Annotated in this window: 16 protein-coding genes and 1 pseudogene; 9 read left to right on the top strand and 8 right to left on the bottom strand. The window is 40.2% G+C overall.

Annotated elements, in window-relative coordinates; all coding sequences use genetic code 11:
• Nucleotides 1-37: 37 nt before the first annotated feature.
• Complete coding sequence (locus tag A9Z07_RS16625; protein WP_069579901.1) at nucleotides 38-763, bottom strand: outer membrane protein OmpK; 726 nt, start codon at nucleotides 761-763, stop codon at nucleotides 38-40.
• Nucleotides 764-1,132: 369 nt separating this feature from the next.
• On the opposite strand from A9Z07_RS16625, the gene A9Z07_RS16620 reads away from it, so the two are divergent.
• Nucleotides 1,133-1,507 (top strand): HPF/RaiA family ribosome-associated protein, encoded by a 375-nt coding sequence (locus tag A9Z07_RS16620; protein ID WP_004776293.1) that lies wholly within the window; start codon nucleotides 1,133-1,135, stop codon nucleotides 1,505-1,507.
• Between the two features lie 184 nt (nucleotides 1,508-1,691).
• Here A9Z07_RS16620 and A9Z07_RS16615 read toward each other — a convergent pair whose 3' ends face one another.
• Nucleotides 1,692-1,955: a hypothetical protein gene (locus A9Z07_RS16615; RefSeq protein ID WP_069579900.1), complete on the bottom strand. Its 264-nt coding sequence runs from the start codon at nucleotides 1,953-1,955 to the stop codon at nucleotides 1,692-1,694.
• Between the two features lie 166 nt (nucleotides 1,956-2,121).
• On the opposite strand from A9Z07_RS16615, the gene A9Z07_RS16610 reads away from it, so the two are divergent.
• The 4 genes from A9Z07_RS16610 to A9Z07_RS16595 all read left to right on the top strand — a co-directional run bounded on the left by A9Z07_RS16610 (nucleotide 2,122) and on the right by A9Z07_RS16595 (nucleotide 6,094).
• Nucleotides 2,122-2,667, top strand: coding sequence for an ankyrin repeat domain-containing protein (locus A9Z07_RS16610; protein ID WP_069579899.1), 546 nt, complete (start codon nucleotides 2,122-2,124; stop codon nucleotides 2,665-2,667).
• 31 nt (nucleotides 2,668-2,698) lie between these two features.
• Entirely contained in the window at nucleotides 2,699-3,466 is a 768-nt protein-coding gene (locus A9Z07_RS16605; RefSeq protein ID WP_171258999.1) for a transporter, read from the top strand.
• 79 nt (nucleotides 3,467-3,545) lie between these two features.
• Entirely contained in the window at nucleotides 3,546-5,393 is a 1,848-nt protein-coding gene (dsbD, locus tag A9Z07_RS16600; protein ID WP_069579897.1) for a protein-disulfide reductase DsbD, read from the top strand.
• A gap of 5 nt (nucleotides 5,394-5,398) precedes the next feature.
• On the top strand, nucleotides 5,399-6,094 hold the full coding sequence (locus tag A9Z07_RS16595; protein WP_069579896.1) for a glutathione S-transferase family protein: 696 nt from the start codon (nucleotides 5,399-5,401) through the stop codon (nucleotides 6,092-6,094).
• Between the two features lie 39 nt (nucleotides 6,095-6,133).
• Here the strand turns inward: A9Z07_RS16595 and A9Z07_RS16590 are convergent, their stop codons facing one another.
• Together A9Z07_RS16590 and A9Z07_RS16585 are read right to left on the bottom strand one after the other, a co-directional pair.
• Nucleotides 6,134-7,321 carry a GGDEF domain-containing protein gene (locus tag A9Z07_RS16590; protein ID WP_069579895.1) on the bottom strand — a complete coding sequence of 396 codons (1,188 nt, stop codon included), beginning with the start codon at nucleotides 7,319-7,321 and terminating at the stop codon, nucleotides 6,134-6,136.
• Between the two features lie 274 nt (nucleotides 7,322-7,595).
• A complete protein-coding gene (locus A9Z07_RS16585) occupies nucleotides 7,596-8,507 on the bottom strand; it encodes an alpha/beta hydrolase (RefSeq protein ID WP_069579894.1) in 912 nt (303 codons plus the stop codon).
• A 204-nt stretch (nucleotides 8,508-8,711) separates the two neighbouring features.
• Between A9Z07_RS16585 and A9Z07_RS16580 the strand changes: the two genes are divergently transcribed.
• Nucleotides 8,712-9,149, top strand: coding sequence for a DUF2147 domain-containing protein (locus tag A9Z07_RS16580; RefSeq protein ID WP_004657126.1), 438 nt, complete (start codon nucleotides 8,712-8,714; stop codon nucleotides 9,147-9,149).
• Between the two features lie 68 nt (nucleotides 9,150-9,217).
• Here A9Z07_RS16580 and A9Z07_RS16575 read toward each other — a convergent pair whose 3' ends face one another.
• Both A9Z07_RS16575 and A9Z07_RS16570 read right to left on the bottom strand, forming a co-directional pair.
• Nucleotides 9,218-9,568, bottom strand: a complete 351-nt coding sequence (locus A9Z07_RS16575) for an arsenate reductase (protein ID WP_069579893.1) — start codon at nucleotides 9,566-9,568, stop codon at nucleotides 9,218-9,220.
• Nucleotides 9,569-10,007: 439 nt separating this feature from the next.
• Nucleotides 10,008-10,832, bottom strand: coding sequence for an exodeoxyribonuclease III (locus tag A9Z07_RS16570; protein ID WP_069579892.1), 825 nt, complete (start codon nucleotides 10,830-10,832; stop codon nucleotides 10,008-10,010).
• Between the two features lie 41 nt (nucleotides 10,833-10,873).
• Here A9Z07_RS16570 and pyrE point away from each other — a divergent pair, with 41 nt between their 5' ends.
• The 3 genes from pyrE (at nucleotide 10,874) to A9Z07_RS16555 (ending at nucleotide 13,769) form a co-directional block, all read left to right on the top strand.
• The gene (pyrE, locus tag A9Z07_RS16565; RefSeq protein WP_004776276.1) at nucleotides 10,874-11,524 is read left to right on the top strand and encodes an orotate phosphoribosyltransferase; all 651 of its coding nucleotides are present in this window, start codon (nucleotides 10,874-10,876) and stop codon (nucleotides 11,522-11,524) included.
• A gap of 503 nt (nucleotides 11,525-12,027) precedes the next feature.
• A complete protein-coding gene (locus A9Z07_RS16560; protein WP_069579891.1) occupies nucleotides 12,028-12,459 on the top strand; it encodes a hypothetical protein in 432 nt (143 codons plus the stop codon).
• A 2-nt stretch (nucleotides 12,460-12,461) separates the two neighbouring features.
• Entirely contained in the window at nucleotides 12,462-13,769 is a 1,308-nt protein-coding gene (locus A9Z07_RS16555; RefSeq protein ID WP_069579890.1) for a PQQ-dependent sugar dehydrogenase, read from the top strand.
• A gap of 47 nt (nucleotides 13,770-13,816) precedes the next feature.
• Here A9Z07_RS16555 and A9Z07_RS17750 read toward each other — a convergent pair.
• A pseudogene (locus A9Z07_RS17750) lies at nucleotides 13,817-14,041 on the bottom strand (short-chain dehydrogenase); the annotation flags it as partial.
• A 151-nt stretch (nucleotides 14,042-14,192) separates the two neighbouring features.
• Nucleotides 14,193-14,941: tetratricopeptide repeat protein (locus A9Z07_RS16545; RefSeq protein WP_139126652.1), on the bottom strand; the 749-nt coding region annotated here is incomplete at its 5' end.

Here is a 14,941-nt window from a genome sequence, read left to right as displayed (position 1 = left end):
AGGAATTCCTTGCTGTTTTTTTCACATCTTTAAAAGCTTAGAAGTGATATTTGATCAAAGCGCTGACGTTGTTTTCGTCACGGTTTTTCATACCGAATTTGTTATTCCAAACTGAATGCTCAACACCTAAATAAAGACGTGTATCTGGTGAAATGTGTTTACCGACATTCCACTTGTACTGTGTAGTCCAGTTCAGTTCACTTGCGTGATCTTTTTCACCTGTCGACCAGTCAAGGAAACCATCTACAAGGAAATCTTCATTTGATACTTTAAATGGCAATGCATAGGCAATCGTCATTTGATAGTCATCAGATGTATTTTCATTGTTGGCACGGTAGAAATTCACATTCGCATATTGGAAATATGGAATTGCGAGATCAAAACCCACCCCATACAAGAAGTTGTCAAAATTATTACCATCAGCGCTGTTACTTTCCCATGTTGTTGAGATCAGCACATCTTTGATTGGACCAAATGCAAGTTTTTGTCCTGAGATCTCACCCAAGCTTAAACGTGGAGAGAGTTCGAAATATGTACTTTTATTATCATCGCTGCCACGCATACGATCCATAAAGAAAAACACATCGGCATATTTAACTTTTGCCGCATATTCAACTGTTAAAGTTGTTTGTTTTTCATCAACAACTTCGTAGTTTTCCCCATACAAACCAGTCAGGCTAAAGTCCTGCCAGATTGGCTTTGCCTGAGCGAAAGCTGCTGTAGATACCAATAAACATGCTGCTGTAACTTGCTTCAATTGCATTTAAAAATCTCCCCCCAAAAAGGCGTGTAAAGCATACAAGGTATTAAGCAAAAATAAAGCCAAATTTGACCAAAGGTACAAAATAATTGTAGAGGTCGGGCCAAAAATAAAGTCGTGTAAAGTTAAAGTAGTTTTTGTTTAAGTTTTAATAAAAATGTCAAAAATCAGCTTGCATATTTCTAACGAAAGACAGATATTGGAACTATAGAAGATCTTCTTACATACTGAAAATCAACAGATGCTAAGCGAGGAGACCACAAGCATTTACATAATCAAAATATACAACTGCACTGAATGACCGCATGCTCAAAGTGTGCTGAATAAGAAAGTTTTGTAGCACCGTCTCACAGAAAAGAGAGGAAGATATTTATGAATATTGAAATCCGTACAGATAAAAACATTCAAGGTAGTGAACGTTTAATTAGTTATGTTCGTGCAGAACTTACACAGGAATTCCAACGTTATAGCGAGCGTATTACGCACTTTTCGGTTCATATTAGTGATGAAAATGGGGATAAAACGGGCGATCACGACAAACGTTGTATGATTGAGGCTCGTCCAGCAGGAATGAAACCTGTTGCAGTGACACATAAAGCGACAAATATTGATAACTCGATTCATGGTGCGATTGATAAGTTAAAACGCAGTCTGGAGCATCTATATGAGAAAAAAGATCATCACCGTGGTGGTTTACCAGAATATGTCGATGCAGATGAAGATGTCAAAGTAGATGACGAAGCGTAAAGATAAACGCATAAAAAAAGCCTTATCTTGATCTGCTCTCAATAATGCGAGTATTTTGATTAAGAAGCTTTTAAGGACCGAGTTCTGTATATAGCTAGGACTTGGTCCTTTTAATTTAATCTTGAATTTATTGTGGCTTTAATAGCGAATATATTTCTTATGGTAAGCTTTAGATCTTCACTTATTAATTCCAATAAGTATCAAATACTTCTTTAATGCCAATTTCATCTTCCATATATTTATCAGGAGCTATTTTTAGCCCAATACCACTTAAATAGAGTACGGCCTCCCATAGAAGGTCCTCTTTTGTAGCAGGATCAAAGAACAATTCGTTGTTGTCCAATGCATTCATCCTTATTGCTGCCCACTCTTCAGCTTCCTCTCGACTAATTCTATGATTTAGAACATCAGTGAATACTTTTTGTATATCTAATAAAGTTATTTTCATTCCGACACTTTCCATTCTCATCAAACAAATAATGTGTTATTAGACTAATTTAAGGCTTTTTTTATGCCTGTATCAAATTTCTACATGATTTTTTAGATGGTTTTATAAAATCCTGTCAGGATATTCGGCATAATACATTCATTAAAAAATATTGTGAGAATTGGTCATGTTAAATAAGCAACAGCAGGCCTTGGTGCAAGCCATACAACAACTCGATTTAAACCAAGTGCAATCTTTACTTGCTGAAGGACTCGACCCGAATTTTATTGATCCTGAACAAGGGCCGCCTGTGTCAGTGATTTGTGATGGTTTATTCACATGGTGGGAAGCAATTTGTGAAGCGTATGAAGCAGGCCAGCCATTAAGCGAAGAAGAAAAGCAACAATCGCTTCAAGTTTATCTGGATATTTTAGATGCCCTGATTCAGGCCAAAGCCAATTTGCACTTATGGGATGCTGAAGAATTTTATGGCCCGCTTTGGGATGCGGCAAGTTCGGCTTGTGTACCTGTGGTACAACGTTTACTCGAAGAAAAAGTAGATCCAAATACTCGTGATGAAGAAGGTTTAACCGTTTTATCTTCAATTAGCCAATTATTCTTTGATTGTGAATTTGATGAAATTGACTGGTCAGAATCATTGCCAGAAGAACGTGCAACACTGGAATTGTTACGTCAGCATGGCGCAAAGATGTCAAAAGAGCTAGGCGCATAAGCCCAGCCGATACAAGAGAAAGAGGAACATGATGAAAACTTTTCAAACTTTAAGCGTGATTGCCGTATCGATGATGGCAAGCAGCGCTTTTGCGGCTGATTTTTCTTTTGACCGTCCTGGAGCGGGCATGGGCACAGGTATTACACCTGTTGGAAAATTGGCATGGGAACAAAGCTTACCGAGCGTCAGCTACCAAGAAGGTAATGTCGATGGGGTAAAAGATAAAACCCTAACCTTAAATGGCGATATGTTATTGCGTACAGGTCTGGCAGATGGCCTTGAATTGCAATTGGGTTGGCAAGGTCCAGTCTGGCAGCAATACAAGCGTGCTGGCATGAAAAAAGAAACCAATGGTTTAGGTGATGTCAGCATTGGTTTAAAAAAAGCGATTGATTTAAAAGATGACCGCTTATCAATGGCTTTGTTAGCAGAAGCAATTATTGCGACAGGTAACGATGAGTTCACCAACCATGATGATATCTATAGCTTAACCTCGGCTGTTGCTTATGAGTTCAGCGACCTGATTGGTACCTCGATTACCATGCGTTATGAAGCGCAAAACAGCGATTGGGCAGTCACAGCTGTACCAACCATTGATTATAAGATCGCGGGTAAATTATCTGGCTTCTCTGAATTTATTTACCGTAAAGCAGAAAGTCAGGAGTATGAATATGGCCTCGGCACAGGTCTGGTTTATGCCTTGAATAATCGCACGCAGCTGGACGCTAGCATTGGGGTGGATCTCAATGGCAATCAGAAAAGCTATAACGGTGGCTTCGGCGTATCGGTTTTATTCTAATAATAATGCTCCTGAATTCTCTTAAATTCACTTCTACATAAGTGGGAGGGAGATTCAGGAGAAAAATAGTGAGATGAGAATGAAAATGTCTGTTCGAGATGGAGAAGGTTTTGCATTGATGCGTTATTTTCTTGGGACGTTATTGTTGTTATGTGGGTCATTGACCTATGCCCAAGAGAATTCATCGGCACCTTTACTCAGTCCTGAACAGGCATTTGCATTTACGGTTGAATCGACGCAAGCGAATCAGGCACGTTTGCATTGGTCGATTCAGCCCAATTACTATTTATATCAGCATAAATTTGAAGTCCAGCAGGGCAATCAGCCTGTTACGTTAAATTTGCCTAAAGCAGTTGAGCAATATGATGAAAACTATGGCCATAGTCAGGTTTATTATCAACAAGCTGAATTCAGTATTCCTACTCAAGCATCACAACACTATCGTGTGACGTGGCAGGGTTGTGCCAAAGACCGAATTTGCTATCCACCCCAAAATATTGAATTTCAGACTGACGCCGATGGTTTGGTGAGTGCTCAAAATGTCAGTTCTAATACCCAAAAAAGCTTTCTGGACGTGGCACGTTCATCTAGCGCATTCAATACTCAACAACCCGCAAGTAATGAAGTACAGGCTGAAGCAGGCGCAGAATCACCCTCACAAGGCAATTCAGGTGTAATGGCCCAAGACCAGAAATGGTCGAGTGCACTTGAGCAACATTCGCTGGCCTATAGCATCCTGTTATTCTTAGGTTTAGGGATTTTGTTAGCGTTCACGCCGTGTTCATTACCGATGTTACCGATCCTGACCTCGTTGATCGTACGTGACAATAAAGGTGTTAAAGCATGGTCAATTGCACTGACCTTTGTGGTCAGTATGGCGCTGGTCTATGCGGTACTGGGTTTGATTGCTTCCGCAGCAGGTTTGAATTTTCAGCGCTGGTTACAGCAACCCGCCACATTGATTGCATTTAGCTTATTGTTTGTGGTGTTTGCTCTCAATCTGTTTGGCCTGTTCGAATTGAAATTGCCACAGCGTTGGGTCAATCGACTGGATCAGATGCAATCCAATCAAAAAGGCGGCACGCTGGTGGGTGCCAGTGTAATGGGCATGATTTCAGCGCTGTTGGTGGGGCCATGCATGACTGCACCACTGGCTGGGGTTTTGCTATTTATTTCGCAAACACAGAGTCAATGGCAAGGTGCATTATTACTCTTTACGCTTGGCTTTGGTATGGGTATACCTTTGCTTTTGGCAAGTGTATTGGGCGCTAAAGCCTTACCGAAAGCTGGCGACTGGATGAATCAGATCAAGGTGATTTTTGCCTTCTTAATGCTCGCCTTGAGTCTTTATTTTATTCGCCCTTTATTGCCAGAATTAGCGATTCAAATCCTGAGTTTAATTCTCGGGCTGGCATTTATTATCTATGCGGTTTATCGTCTGTTTGGGCAGAAATCCAAGCTGCGATGGCTGTATGCGATATTGCTGATTTTAGTCATTCCCGCATTGGCTTTTAATCAATACCAGCATATTCAAAGTCTCAGCTCGGTTCAGGCAGATAAACTTGCTGAATGGCATGTGGCACAAACTGCGGATGAATTTCAGCATATTCTCGCCAATGCACCCAAAGATCGCGGTATCGTGATCGATGTCTATGCAGATTGGTGTGTCGCTTGCCAGCCGATTGAGCATCGTATTTTAAAAGATGCCGAAGTCCAGCAGGCATTATCGGGTTATTACCTCATCAAACTGGATTTAAGCCACTATGATGCATCGCATCAGGCACTTTTAGCGCAGTGGGATATCTTGGGACCACCGACCTATTTATTCCTCGATCAGCAACAACAAGAAATCCGTTCGCTACGCTTAACTGGTGCGTTCCAGAAAGCTGAGCTATTACAACAACTCGCCTTATTTAAAGGAAAATAATAAATATGTATCAGCTCTTGATTGGCAATAAAAATTATTCGACCTGGTCAATGCGTCCGTGGATTTTATTGAAACAAGCTGGTATTCCATTTCAGGAACAGCTGATTCAGTTTGATAGCTTTGAAGCAGATAGTCAGTTTAAAACAGAAATTCTAAAGCTTAATCCAACCGGGAAAGTGCCTGCACTTGTGGATGGTGATCTGGTGGTTTGGGATACGCTGGCTATTTGTGAATATCTGGCAGAACAACATTCTGAGCATGCCTTATGGCCGCAAGATAAAACCTTACGTGCCAGAGCGCGTTGTATCAGTGCTGAGATGCACAGTAGCTTTCAGGGATTACGCAATCTTTGTCCTATGAATGTCGAAGCTGAGCTAACGCATATTGGCAAGCAGTTATGGGCAGAGCATGCTCAATTACGTGCTGATGTTGCCCGAATTGATCAGATCTGGTCAGAACGTCCAGATGATGACAGTTTTTTGTGTGGTGAATTCAGCATTGCAGATGCATTTTACGCGCCAGTTGTGATGCGTTTCGACTGTTATAAATTACCCATCTCGGCTTCTAGCCAAAACTACATGCAGAAAATATTGGCTTTGCCTTCAGTACAACAATGGATTGCTGAAGCCAAGCAAGAACAGACGTTTGTGCCTTTTGATGAGCCTTATCGCCAACATCGGGAAGAATTTTTAAAAGCCTGATTGAGACTCAAGTGAAGGCAAATCAATGCCTTCACTTTGCTAGCGGGTGATCAGATCGGTAAAGATTTTGACCTGATTGCGTCCCGCTGCTTTTACAGCATACAGGGCCTGATCCGCCTGACTGATAATCAGATGTGGCTCATCGGCACTGAGTGAGCTGCTAATTCCGAAACTGGCACTAATACTGAATTCTTGCTTATGTTCGGTGATAAAACGCAATTGAGATACGGCCTGCCGACAGCGTTCTGCAACCTTTTGTGCTTGAGCTGTATTGGTATTGGGCAGCAATAAAATAAACTCCTCCCCACCAAAGCGCCCAATAATATCCTGCTCTCTAAGATGGGTTGCCAGACATTGGGCGACTTGAATCAGGACCTGATCTCCCATGCTATGTCCGAAGTGATCATTAATATTTTTAAAATGATCTAAGTCGAGCAGTACAATTGAATATTGCTGATCAGGCTGCTGATGTAATCTTTCTAAATAACTCCCGATACTGCGCCGGTTCAAAACATTGGTCAGAGGATCGAGACGACTTAAAATCTGGATGGTCATTTCACGAGTACGCCATTGGGTCAGTAAGATTTCAAATAGAAATAAACAGGCCAGCAAGATGGGCACCAGAAAAAACATCATGCTGCCCACCCAAAATGGATGCATGGCGACCTGATTCAGATGTTGCATGTTAAATAATGGCGCGTAGGTGAGTATCCCGACCATGCTCAGGTAATTACAAAAGAACAAGGCCAGCGTTGCAGGAATGAGAGCGCAATACACCATACGGCGGTCGAAAAGCACCAGACCGACACCCACGACACTGACATAGCCCACCATGGTGGCAGGACTAAAGCTGCCGACCAGATAGCTGTTATGGCACAGCATCGCGGTAAAGACCTGCACACTGAGGATCGGGAGGACTTCCTGTGCCCAGTGTTGTTCCCTGAACAGATGGCAGGGAATAATCAACAGGATCAAAACCACCAGCATAATCAGGCTGGTCCATAATTGTGAACGGACCAGCTTGAGATGTACCCATTCTGAATAAACAGGATTCATTAATACGAAAATGTCCCAACTGATCCAGAACAGGTTCATTAATGCAGCAAGTATCAGTAATAAAATGCTTTTTTTAAGCATGGTCCAATTGACGACAATATGATGTTCCCAAGAAAGCCTAAAGCCCCATCTTTTCGCGTCAGTTGACCTATTAAAATGAATCTTCACCATTGGCATGCATCCTTTTATGCAATGAGATTCCTAGGAACTGTATATCCGTCATCAAAATACGGAGGAACGATTATTCAAATAACAATAGCATCTTTAGAATGAGAAAAAAGTCTGCATCTGGAGGATTTAGTGCAAATCAGGACGGGAAAAATATTTTGAAAAATAAGCTGTTATCAGAATATTCAATGATTTTTATTTGATGATGACCAAACTGAATGAAGAGTGACAATGGCCAGCCTAAGCTGACCATTTTTTACACACATTTTGATGATGCTTAGTCGCGATCTAAGGCATGTGCGAATTCAGCAATATCTGCCAAGGCTTGTTTAGCCTCCGGGAACCAGGCATTAAACATCTGGAAGTTATGCCACATGCCTGTATAGAGTTTAAAGTTCACCTCTACATCGGCTTTTTCAGCTTTTTCTCTAAAGCGCTTTGAATCATCCAGCAAAATCTCTTTAGAACCGACTTGTACCAAAGTCGGTGGTAAGCCTGTCAGATCATCAAATAACGGTGAAACGCGAGGATCATCTGTCTGAATACCATCTGTTAAATAATGGTTGATACCCGCCTGCAATGCTTCAATGGACAGCAATGCATCATGTTTCTGGTTGAAGCGTAACGATTCACTGGTTAAGGTTAAATCCAGATAAGGAGACATCAAAATCAGGCCGCTTGGCATTAGTTCAGGTTGTTGTTTGAGGCGTAAGCACAATGCCAAGGCAAGATTCGCACCACAAGAGTCACCTGAGATAATGATATCTTTGGGTTTAATACCTTGAACTAGCAATGCTTGATAGACATCAAAAATCGCATCAATGGCTTCAGGAAAAGGATGTTCGGGTGCGAGTGGGTAATCAACATGAATCACCTGCATTTGCGTACGTGCCGCAATATCGGTCATCAATGCACGATGGGTATTGAGACTACCCAAGAAAAAAGCACCGCCGTGGATATGTAAAATCAGTTGTGTTGCTGAAGCTTGAGCTTTAATTTCCTCACCACGGACACCCGCTAAGCGTAATGGTCGAATTTGTACTGTTGGATTTTGTGGAAATATGCGACAGAGTTGATCCAGTAACGGCCGTAAAGCATTGAGCGCCAAATTAAATTGGCTCGGTGTCCGAATCGTCGCTTTAAGTAAAGATTCAGTAAAATAATATTTCCAAACAGTAGCAAATTTCATAATTTTTCCATATTGTTAGATGGGTATACCGATAAGAAAATTCTTGAATATAAGTGGCGCCTAGACATCATGATAAAAACTGAAAAATTGTGCGCTATGTCACTCTTACGCAGGTTATACCAAATAGTCATAATCAAGAATTGCAATATTGATTGAACTTCTCAATACTTTCAGTTTGAAAGACCCCTTAAGGATATTACAAAAATGAAGAAAATTGCTCTAGCATTTGGATTGCTCGGTTTAACAACTTTTGCCAATGCAGCGGATGCGCTGAATGGCAGTGTTTGGCAAACCATCGATGATGAAACAAAACAGCCGAAGGCGATTGTGAAGTTTACTGAGCAAAAGGATGGAACCCTCACCGCGTCTATTCAAAAATATTTAGTAGCAGGTCAGGAAAATGCATGCTCTAAATGTGAAGGAACTTATCACAACAAACCACTTAAAGGCGTGACCATTGTACATGGCCTTAAAAATGTAGGTGGTGTGAATTACGATGGCGGTTCAATTATCGATCCTAAGAACGGTAAAACCTACAAATTAAAAGCTGAAATTATCGAAGGTGGTAAAAAGCTGAAATTACGCGGTTATATTGGCGTTGCAGCTTTAGGTCGTAACCAGACCTGGATTCGTACCAACTAAGCACAAGATAAACATAAAAAAACCGAGCCTGATGACTCGGTTTTTTTGTATCTGCCGTTTATTTGGATTTAAGCAGATAGATCTTGATAAGTTGCTTCATCAAAGCCAATCACAAAACCTTTTGGCGTTTGCAATACAGGACGTTTAATCAGACTTGGCTGAGCAATCAGTGTTTCAATCAGGTTTTGCTCATTGCTGGTTGCATGCGTTTGCTCATCAGCAGTCAATTTACGCCATGTCGTGCCTTTTTTATTCAAGACTTTGTCTGCACCAATTTCTTTTAGCCAAATTGCTAGCGTTGCAGCATCAATACCTTGTTTCTTGTAATCATGGAACTCGTAATCAATTCCTTTTGCCTGTAATGCATCAAAGGCTTTTTTCATCGAATTACAATTTTTAATACCATAAATTTTAAACATGTGAAAAAACCATAGAAAGAATGAAAAATATGGATCAAAGCCTAACGTAAAAAGCAGGTGATGTGCCAGTTGAAATTTTTTATTAAGTTAATCGGTAGAGGGTTTTAAGAGGTAATGAAATGATCAAAACGATCATACTTTTTGAGCAAAAGTGCTAACGACAAGATGAAGAGAAAATATCTAATATCTAGAAAAGAGAAAACCCGCATTTAATCTTCCTGATTATGCGGGTCTCATTTCAACGTCCAATGTCTCATCCATGCAAATAAACTTGATTCAAGTTTATTTTATCTTCCTACGGCGTCCTATCCCTTTTTGGTCATCCTGACCGCTTCCCTGTGCCGTGAAGCTATAATGCCGTTCTAGCTGGTAAATAAAAATACACAAAAGCGACAAGTTCTGTAAGCTAAAGAAGCGGGTAAAGTGAACAAGTGTTCACTTATTCGTGTATTTTGTAGTCAATAATGACGGGTGCATGGTCGCTAAACCATTGTTCTTTATAGACCCATGCATTCGCAGTACGCGCTTTCCAGTCTGGAGAGCATGAATGATAGTCGATACGCCACCCGACATTTTTCGCACGCGCCTGACCACGATTTGACCACCATGAGTACAACTCTGCTTCAGGTCGCACTTCACGGAAGGTATCTACATAGCCCAACTCATCATACATATGATCGAGCCAAGCACGTTCATGTGGCAATACGCCAGATGACTTCTGGTTACCTGACCAGTTTTTAATATCGATGCGTTTGTGCACGATATTATAATCCCCACACACAATGATTGATTTATTCTCTTCACGCCATTGTTTTAGTATTTGGGCGTACTCTTGTAAGAACACATCTTTGCGTGCTTGTGCTTCATCACCGCTTGATCCTGATGGCAAGTATAACGAGGCAATATGAACAGTTTGTGACAGCCCTAAATCAAATTCAGCCGAAATAAAACGGCCTTGAGTATCTGCCAGTTCAAAGCCTAAGCCGTTAGTAACGGAAACGAAAGGCAGGCGGCTATAAATTGCTGTGCCTGCATAACCTGCACGCTCAGCTGGGAATAAGTGGGTGTACCATCCTTCAGGTTTAAATTTATCCGTCCATTGCTCATGCGTAATACGACTTTCCTGCATACACACCACATCTGCACCCGACTGTTCTAACCATTCGAGTAAGCCTTTGGTGACAGAAGCACGCAGGCCATTTACGTTAATTGAAACGACTCGAAGAATTTTTACATCACTTGGATAGCTATCCTTTGGTATCATACGTCTGTTTAACCTCAATTAAAGAATTTGGAGCACCTTATATGACAACGCCTGTGTCATTTCATCCGCAAGCTTTTATCGAACTCGCATTATCACGTGGTGTGCTTAAATTTGGTGAGTTTACCTTAAAATCAGGTCGTGTCAGTCCTTATTTCTTTAACGCGGGTTTACTTAACGATGGCGAAGCGCTGTCTTTGTTGGCACAAGGCTATGCCGATAAACTGGTACAGTGTGACAATGTCGGGGTGATTTTTGGTCCAGCATACAAAGGAATTCCTTTTGTGGCTGCTACAGCAGTGGCTTTGTCTCAAGTGCATGGCAAAAGTGTACCGTGGGGCTTTAACCGTAAAGAAGCCAAAGATCATGGTGAAGGCGGTGTGCTGGTGGGTGCATCAGTTGCAGGTCAGAAAGTCTGGATCATTGATGATGTGATCACGGCGGGAACTGCGATTCGTGAAGTGGTGACCATCTTGAAAAATGCAGGTGCAGAAATTGCAGGCGTGTTGGTGGCTCTAGATCGCCAGGAACGTGGTCAAGGCGAACTTTCTGCGATTCAGGAAGTGCAAAAAGAACTCGAAATCCCAGTGCATGCATTAATTACCATGAAAGATTTGATGGATTATCTGGATGCCAAAGGAGAGAAAGAAGCTTTAGCCAATATGCAGGCGTATCGTGAAAAATATGGCATCTAAGTTTTAGCTGTATAAAGAAAAGGAAGCGAAGGCTTCCTTTTTTATTATGAAATATTTCACATATGCGTGGTCAATCAGAAAAAATGAAAGTTTTGACGGAAGGCGACTATTTCATCTTACAAAATAGTCTCTTTTATTTAACATAATGAGAGAGTTTACAATTTATTACTCGGTAATCATATAAGAACAAATCACCTTCAGCTGTAACGCTAAATCAAAGCAAAATTACGAAAGCATAAAAAAATCAGAATTTATTTTTATTTTGAAACCTATTGTTAAGTAAAAAGCTCGAAAATGTCTGTTTTCGCCATAGAGATGTAAGCAGTTTTATTTATTTCCCAAAAGTTTTTTGAGAATCAATATTTGATGAATTTTGACAGCTATTTCATAGAATACTTATAGTGGATGAAAATTATACAGACTGGTGTTTCAGTAAATTATAAGCGCATTTCACTTAAATCATTATTGAACATCTATAAATAATCTAAAAGGAAGAAGTTTGAATGAAAAAAAACAATCCAAGATCTGGTGTCCTATATTCTATTTATATGTTATTGAATCCATTGCCTTTTGGTTTCTTTGTTGCAGGTTGGATTTTTGATATTTTTTATAATAAAACTGCTGAGGTCTTATGGGCAAAGGCAGCTGCATGGTGTATTACGTTTGGATTGCTATTTTGTATTATTCCACGTTTTATCAATCTATTTTATGTCTGGTTTCGGCCAGTGATAGAGCAAAGGAGGCCAGATGTCGTTGGGTTCTGGCTCTATGGTTTTGCCATCATTGCAGCGACATTTAATGCCTTTATACATAGCCGTGATGCTTTTGCCATCGTTCCAGCAAATATTATTCTATCAACGCTGACGATCCTTCTTATTGCTCTGCATTATCTATATCAATCCACTCATATACAAAATAAGCTGATTGGAGAATAAATATGAAAATATCAAATACATTTTTCTTTTCAGCTTTAGTTAGCGTCGGATTATTCGGCTGTTCTGGTGGGCAACCGCTTGATCCTCAAACACAATATGGCCCAGACCCACAATTACCTGAAGCCCAGAATTTCCTTGTTCCGCCGATGAAAGTGCCGAATGGAGTAGGTTGGAAAGCTCAGCAAACACCTACGGTTGCTGCGGGTTTAAAAATTGAAAAGATTGCAGATCAGCTCGAGCACCCCCGTCAACTATACACCTTGCCAAATGGGGATATTCTCGTTGTGGAATCTAATAGTCCTGGAGAGGCGCCACTGACCTCACCGAAACAGGCGATTGCTGGTATTGTTAAAAAATCATCAGGAAAAGGCGGTAAAGGGGGAAATCGCATCACTTTACTTAGACTGGAAGCAGATGGTCATTGGAAGAAGTATAAATTTTTGGAAAACTTACATTCTCCTTTTGGTGTGCAATTAATTGGTAATCACCTATATGTGGCAAATACCAATAATATTATGAAATACAACTACGAGGAGAATGCGACCAAGATTACCGACCAAGGTGTTGAATTGTCTGATTTGCCAGATACGGTGAATCATCATTGGACGAAAGCTTTATTGGCGAGTAAAGATGGGCAAAAATTATATGTTGGTGTGGGCTCAAACAGTAATATTACCGAAAATGGATTAGCGATCGAATATCGCCGTGCAACTGTTTTAGAGGTTGATGTTGCCACCGGGGCGAGTCGTATTTTTGCCAGCGGGATTCGAAATCCAACCGGATTGCAATGGGAACCAGAAACTGGAAAGTTATGGACCATTGTCAATGAGCGTGATGAAATTGGTGCTAGCTTGGTGCCTGATTATTTAACTTCAGTGCAGGAAAAAGGGTTTTATGGCTGGCCGTATAGCTATTTCGGTCAGCATGTCGATGAGCGTGTTCAGCCTCAACGACCAGATCTGGTTGCCAAAGCGATTAAACCTGATTATGCATTAAGCTCTCATGTCGCACCTTTGGGTTTATGGTTTGCTTCAAATACCACTCGGCTGTCTGAGCGGTTTAAAAATGGCGCATTTGTGAGTAATCATGGCAGTTGGAATAGAGACCCTCTCAATGGCTATAACGTTATCTTTATTCCATTTAAAGATGGAAAACCAAATGGCATGCCTGTCACTGTAGTCAATGGTTTCTATTCCAAAGATGAAAAATCTTTATATGGTGCACCAGTCGGCCTCACTGAAGATAAAACCGGTGCTTTGTTGATTGCCGATGATGTCGGAAATACGATATGGCGCGTTTATTCGCCTTGATGAAACAGTTGTAGTTTCTATTCCGAGACTCAAGTTGTTCTAAGAGTTTAGATATTTTTATCCAGCATGGCAGGCATGAGTATCTCTTTGATGCAAGCTGCTTTGCTGGTTGAAATAATAAAATGAATCGCCTGAATCACATCTGATAATGGAATCAGAGAATATTTAGTTTCTTCTAAAATGGCTTGAGTCGATTTGTCGATCTCGTATTCACTGGCAAGGTAGCCTAAGTTCAGTACACTGACACCAATCAAGTGTTCACGTAAAATTTTTATAGTTATTTTCGATATTCTATACTGAGACAATCAGAATAGTTTTAGCTTTTTTATATAATTAAGCCAATGATTCAGTTTTTAGAATCATTGGCTTTAGCAAAATTTTTCTAGTTATTCAGTAAATAATATATCTTATAGTTTTCCTAATTTACCATCTTCCATGTTCTAGCTCATGTAATGCTGGTGAGAAATTATAGTTTTTAGCTTTTTCAAACCAATATTTAGCTTTAACTTTATCTTTGCCTAATCCATTTAGCCCTTTAAAATAGCTAATCCCTATGTTATACATCGCTGCTACAGAGCCACTGCTTGCCGCTTTGTTATAGTAAGATAAAGCTTTTTTATAATCTTTATCTACTCCAAGACCATTTGCATATAAAACTCCTAAATTGTTCAGTGCTTCAGAACTAGTCTTACTGGCTTCATTTAATAAAGAAAAACTTTGTGCATAATTTATATTCTTTTCTCCTCCCCGAATATAAACCATTGCTAAATTATTTTTTGCTAAAGCATTTCCTTTATTTGCTTCACTTTCGTACCAACTTAAAGCCAAATCAATATTTTTATATTGGGTAAAATCACTCTCTATTTCCCAGCCCTTGATTCCTCTGTTTACTTCAAAAAGTTGGTTGTTTGTACCCGCAGGTAAATTAACTTTAGTTAAAATTTCTGTTGGTAAGTTCTTTGGTGAAAACCCACCATCATTATAGAGATTAGGAAATAATTTAACTATGCCCAAAGCTCCCACAAGTAAAGAGAGTAGGCCATATGCCAATACTTTCTTTTTTCTTTCAATAATATAACGTCCAATTTCAAGATTGTTGGTTTTTTCAGAAATAATTAAATAAAAGCTTAAAATGCTTAGATTAAATAACGTTAATGCTATCCATCTAAAGT

This window comes from Acinetobacter sp. YK3, from assembly GCF_001729365.1.
Classification (GTDB): Bacteria; Pseudomonadota; Gammaproteobacteria; order Pseudomonadales; family Moraxellaceae; genus Acinetobacter; species Acinetobacter vivianii.
This window is presented reverse-complemented; position numbering and strand designations above follow the sequence as displayed.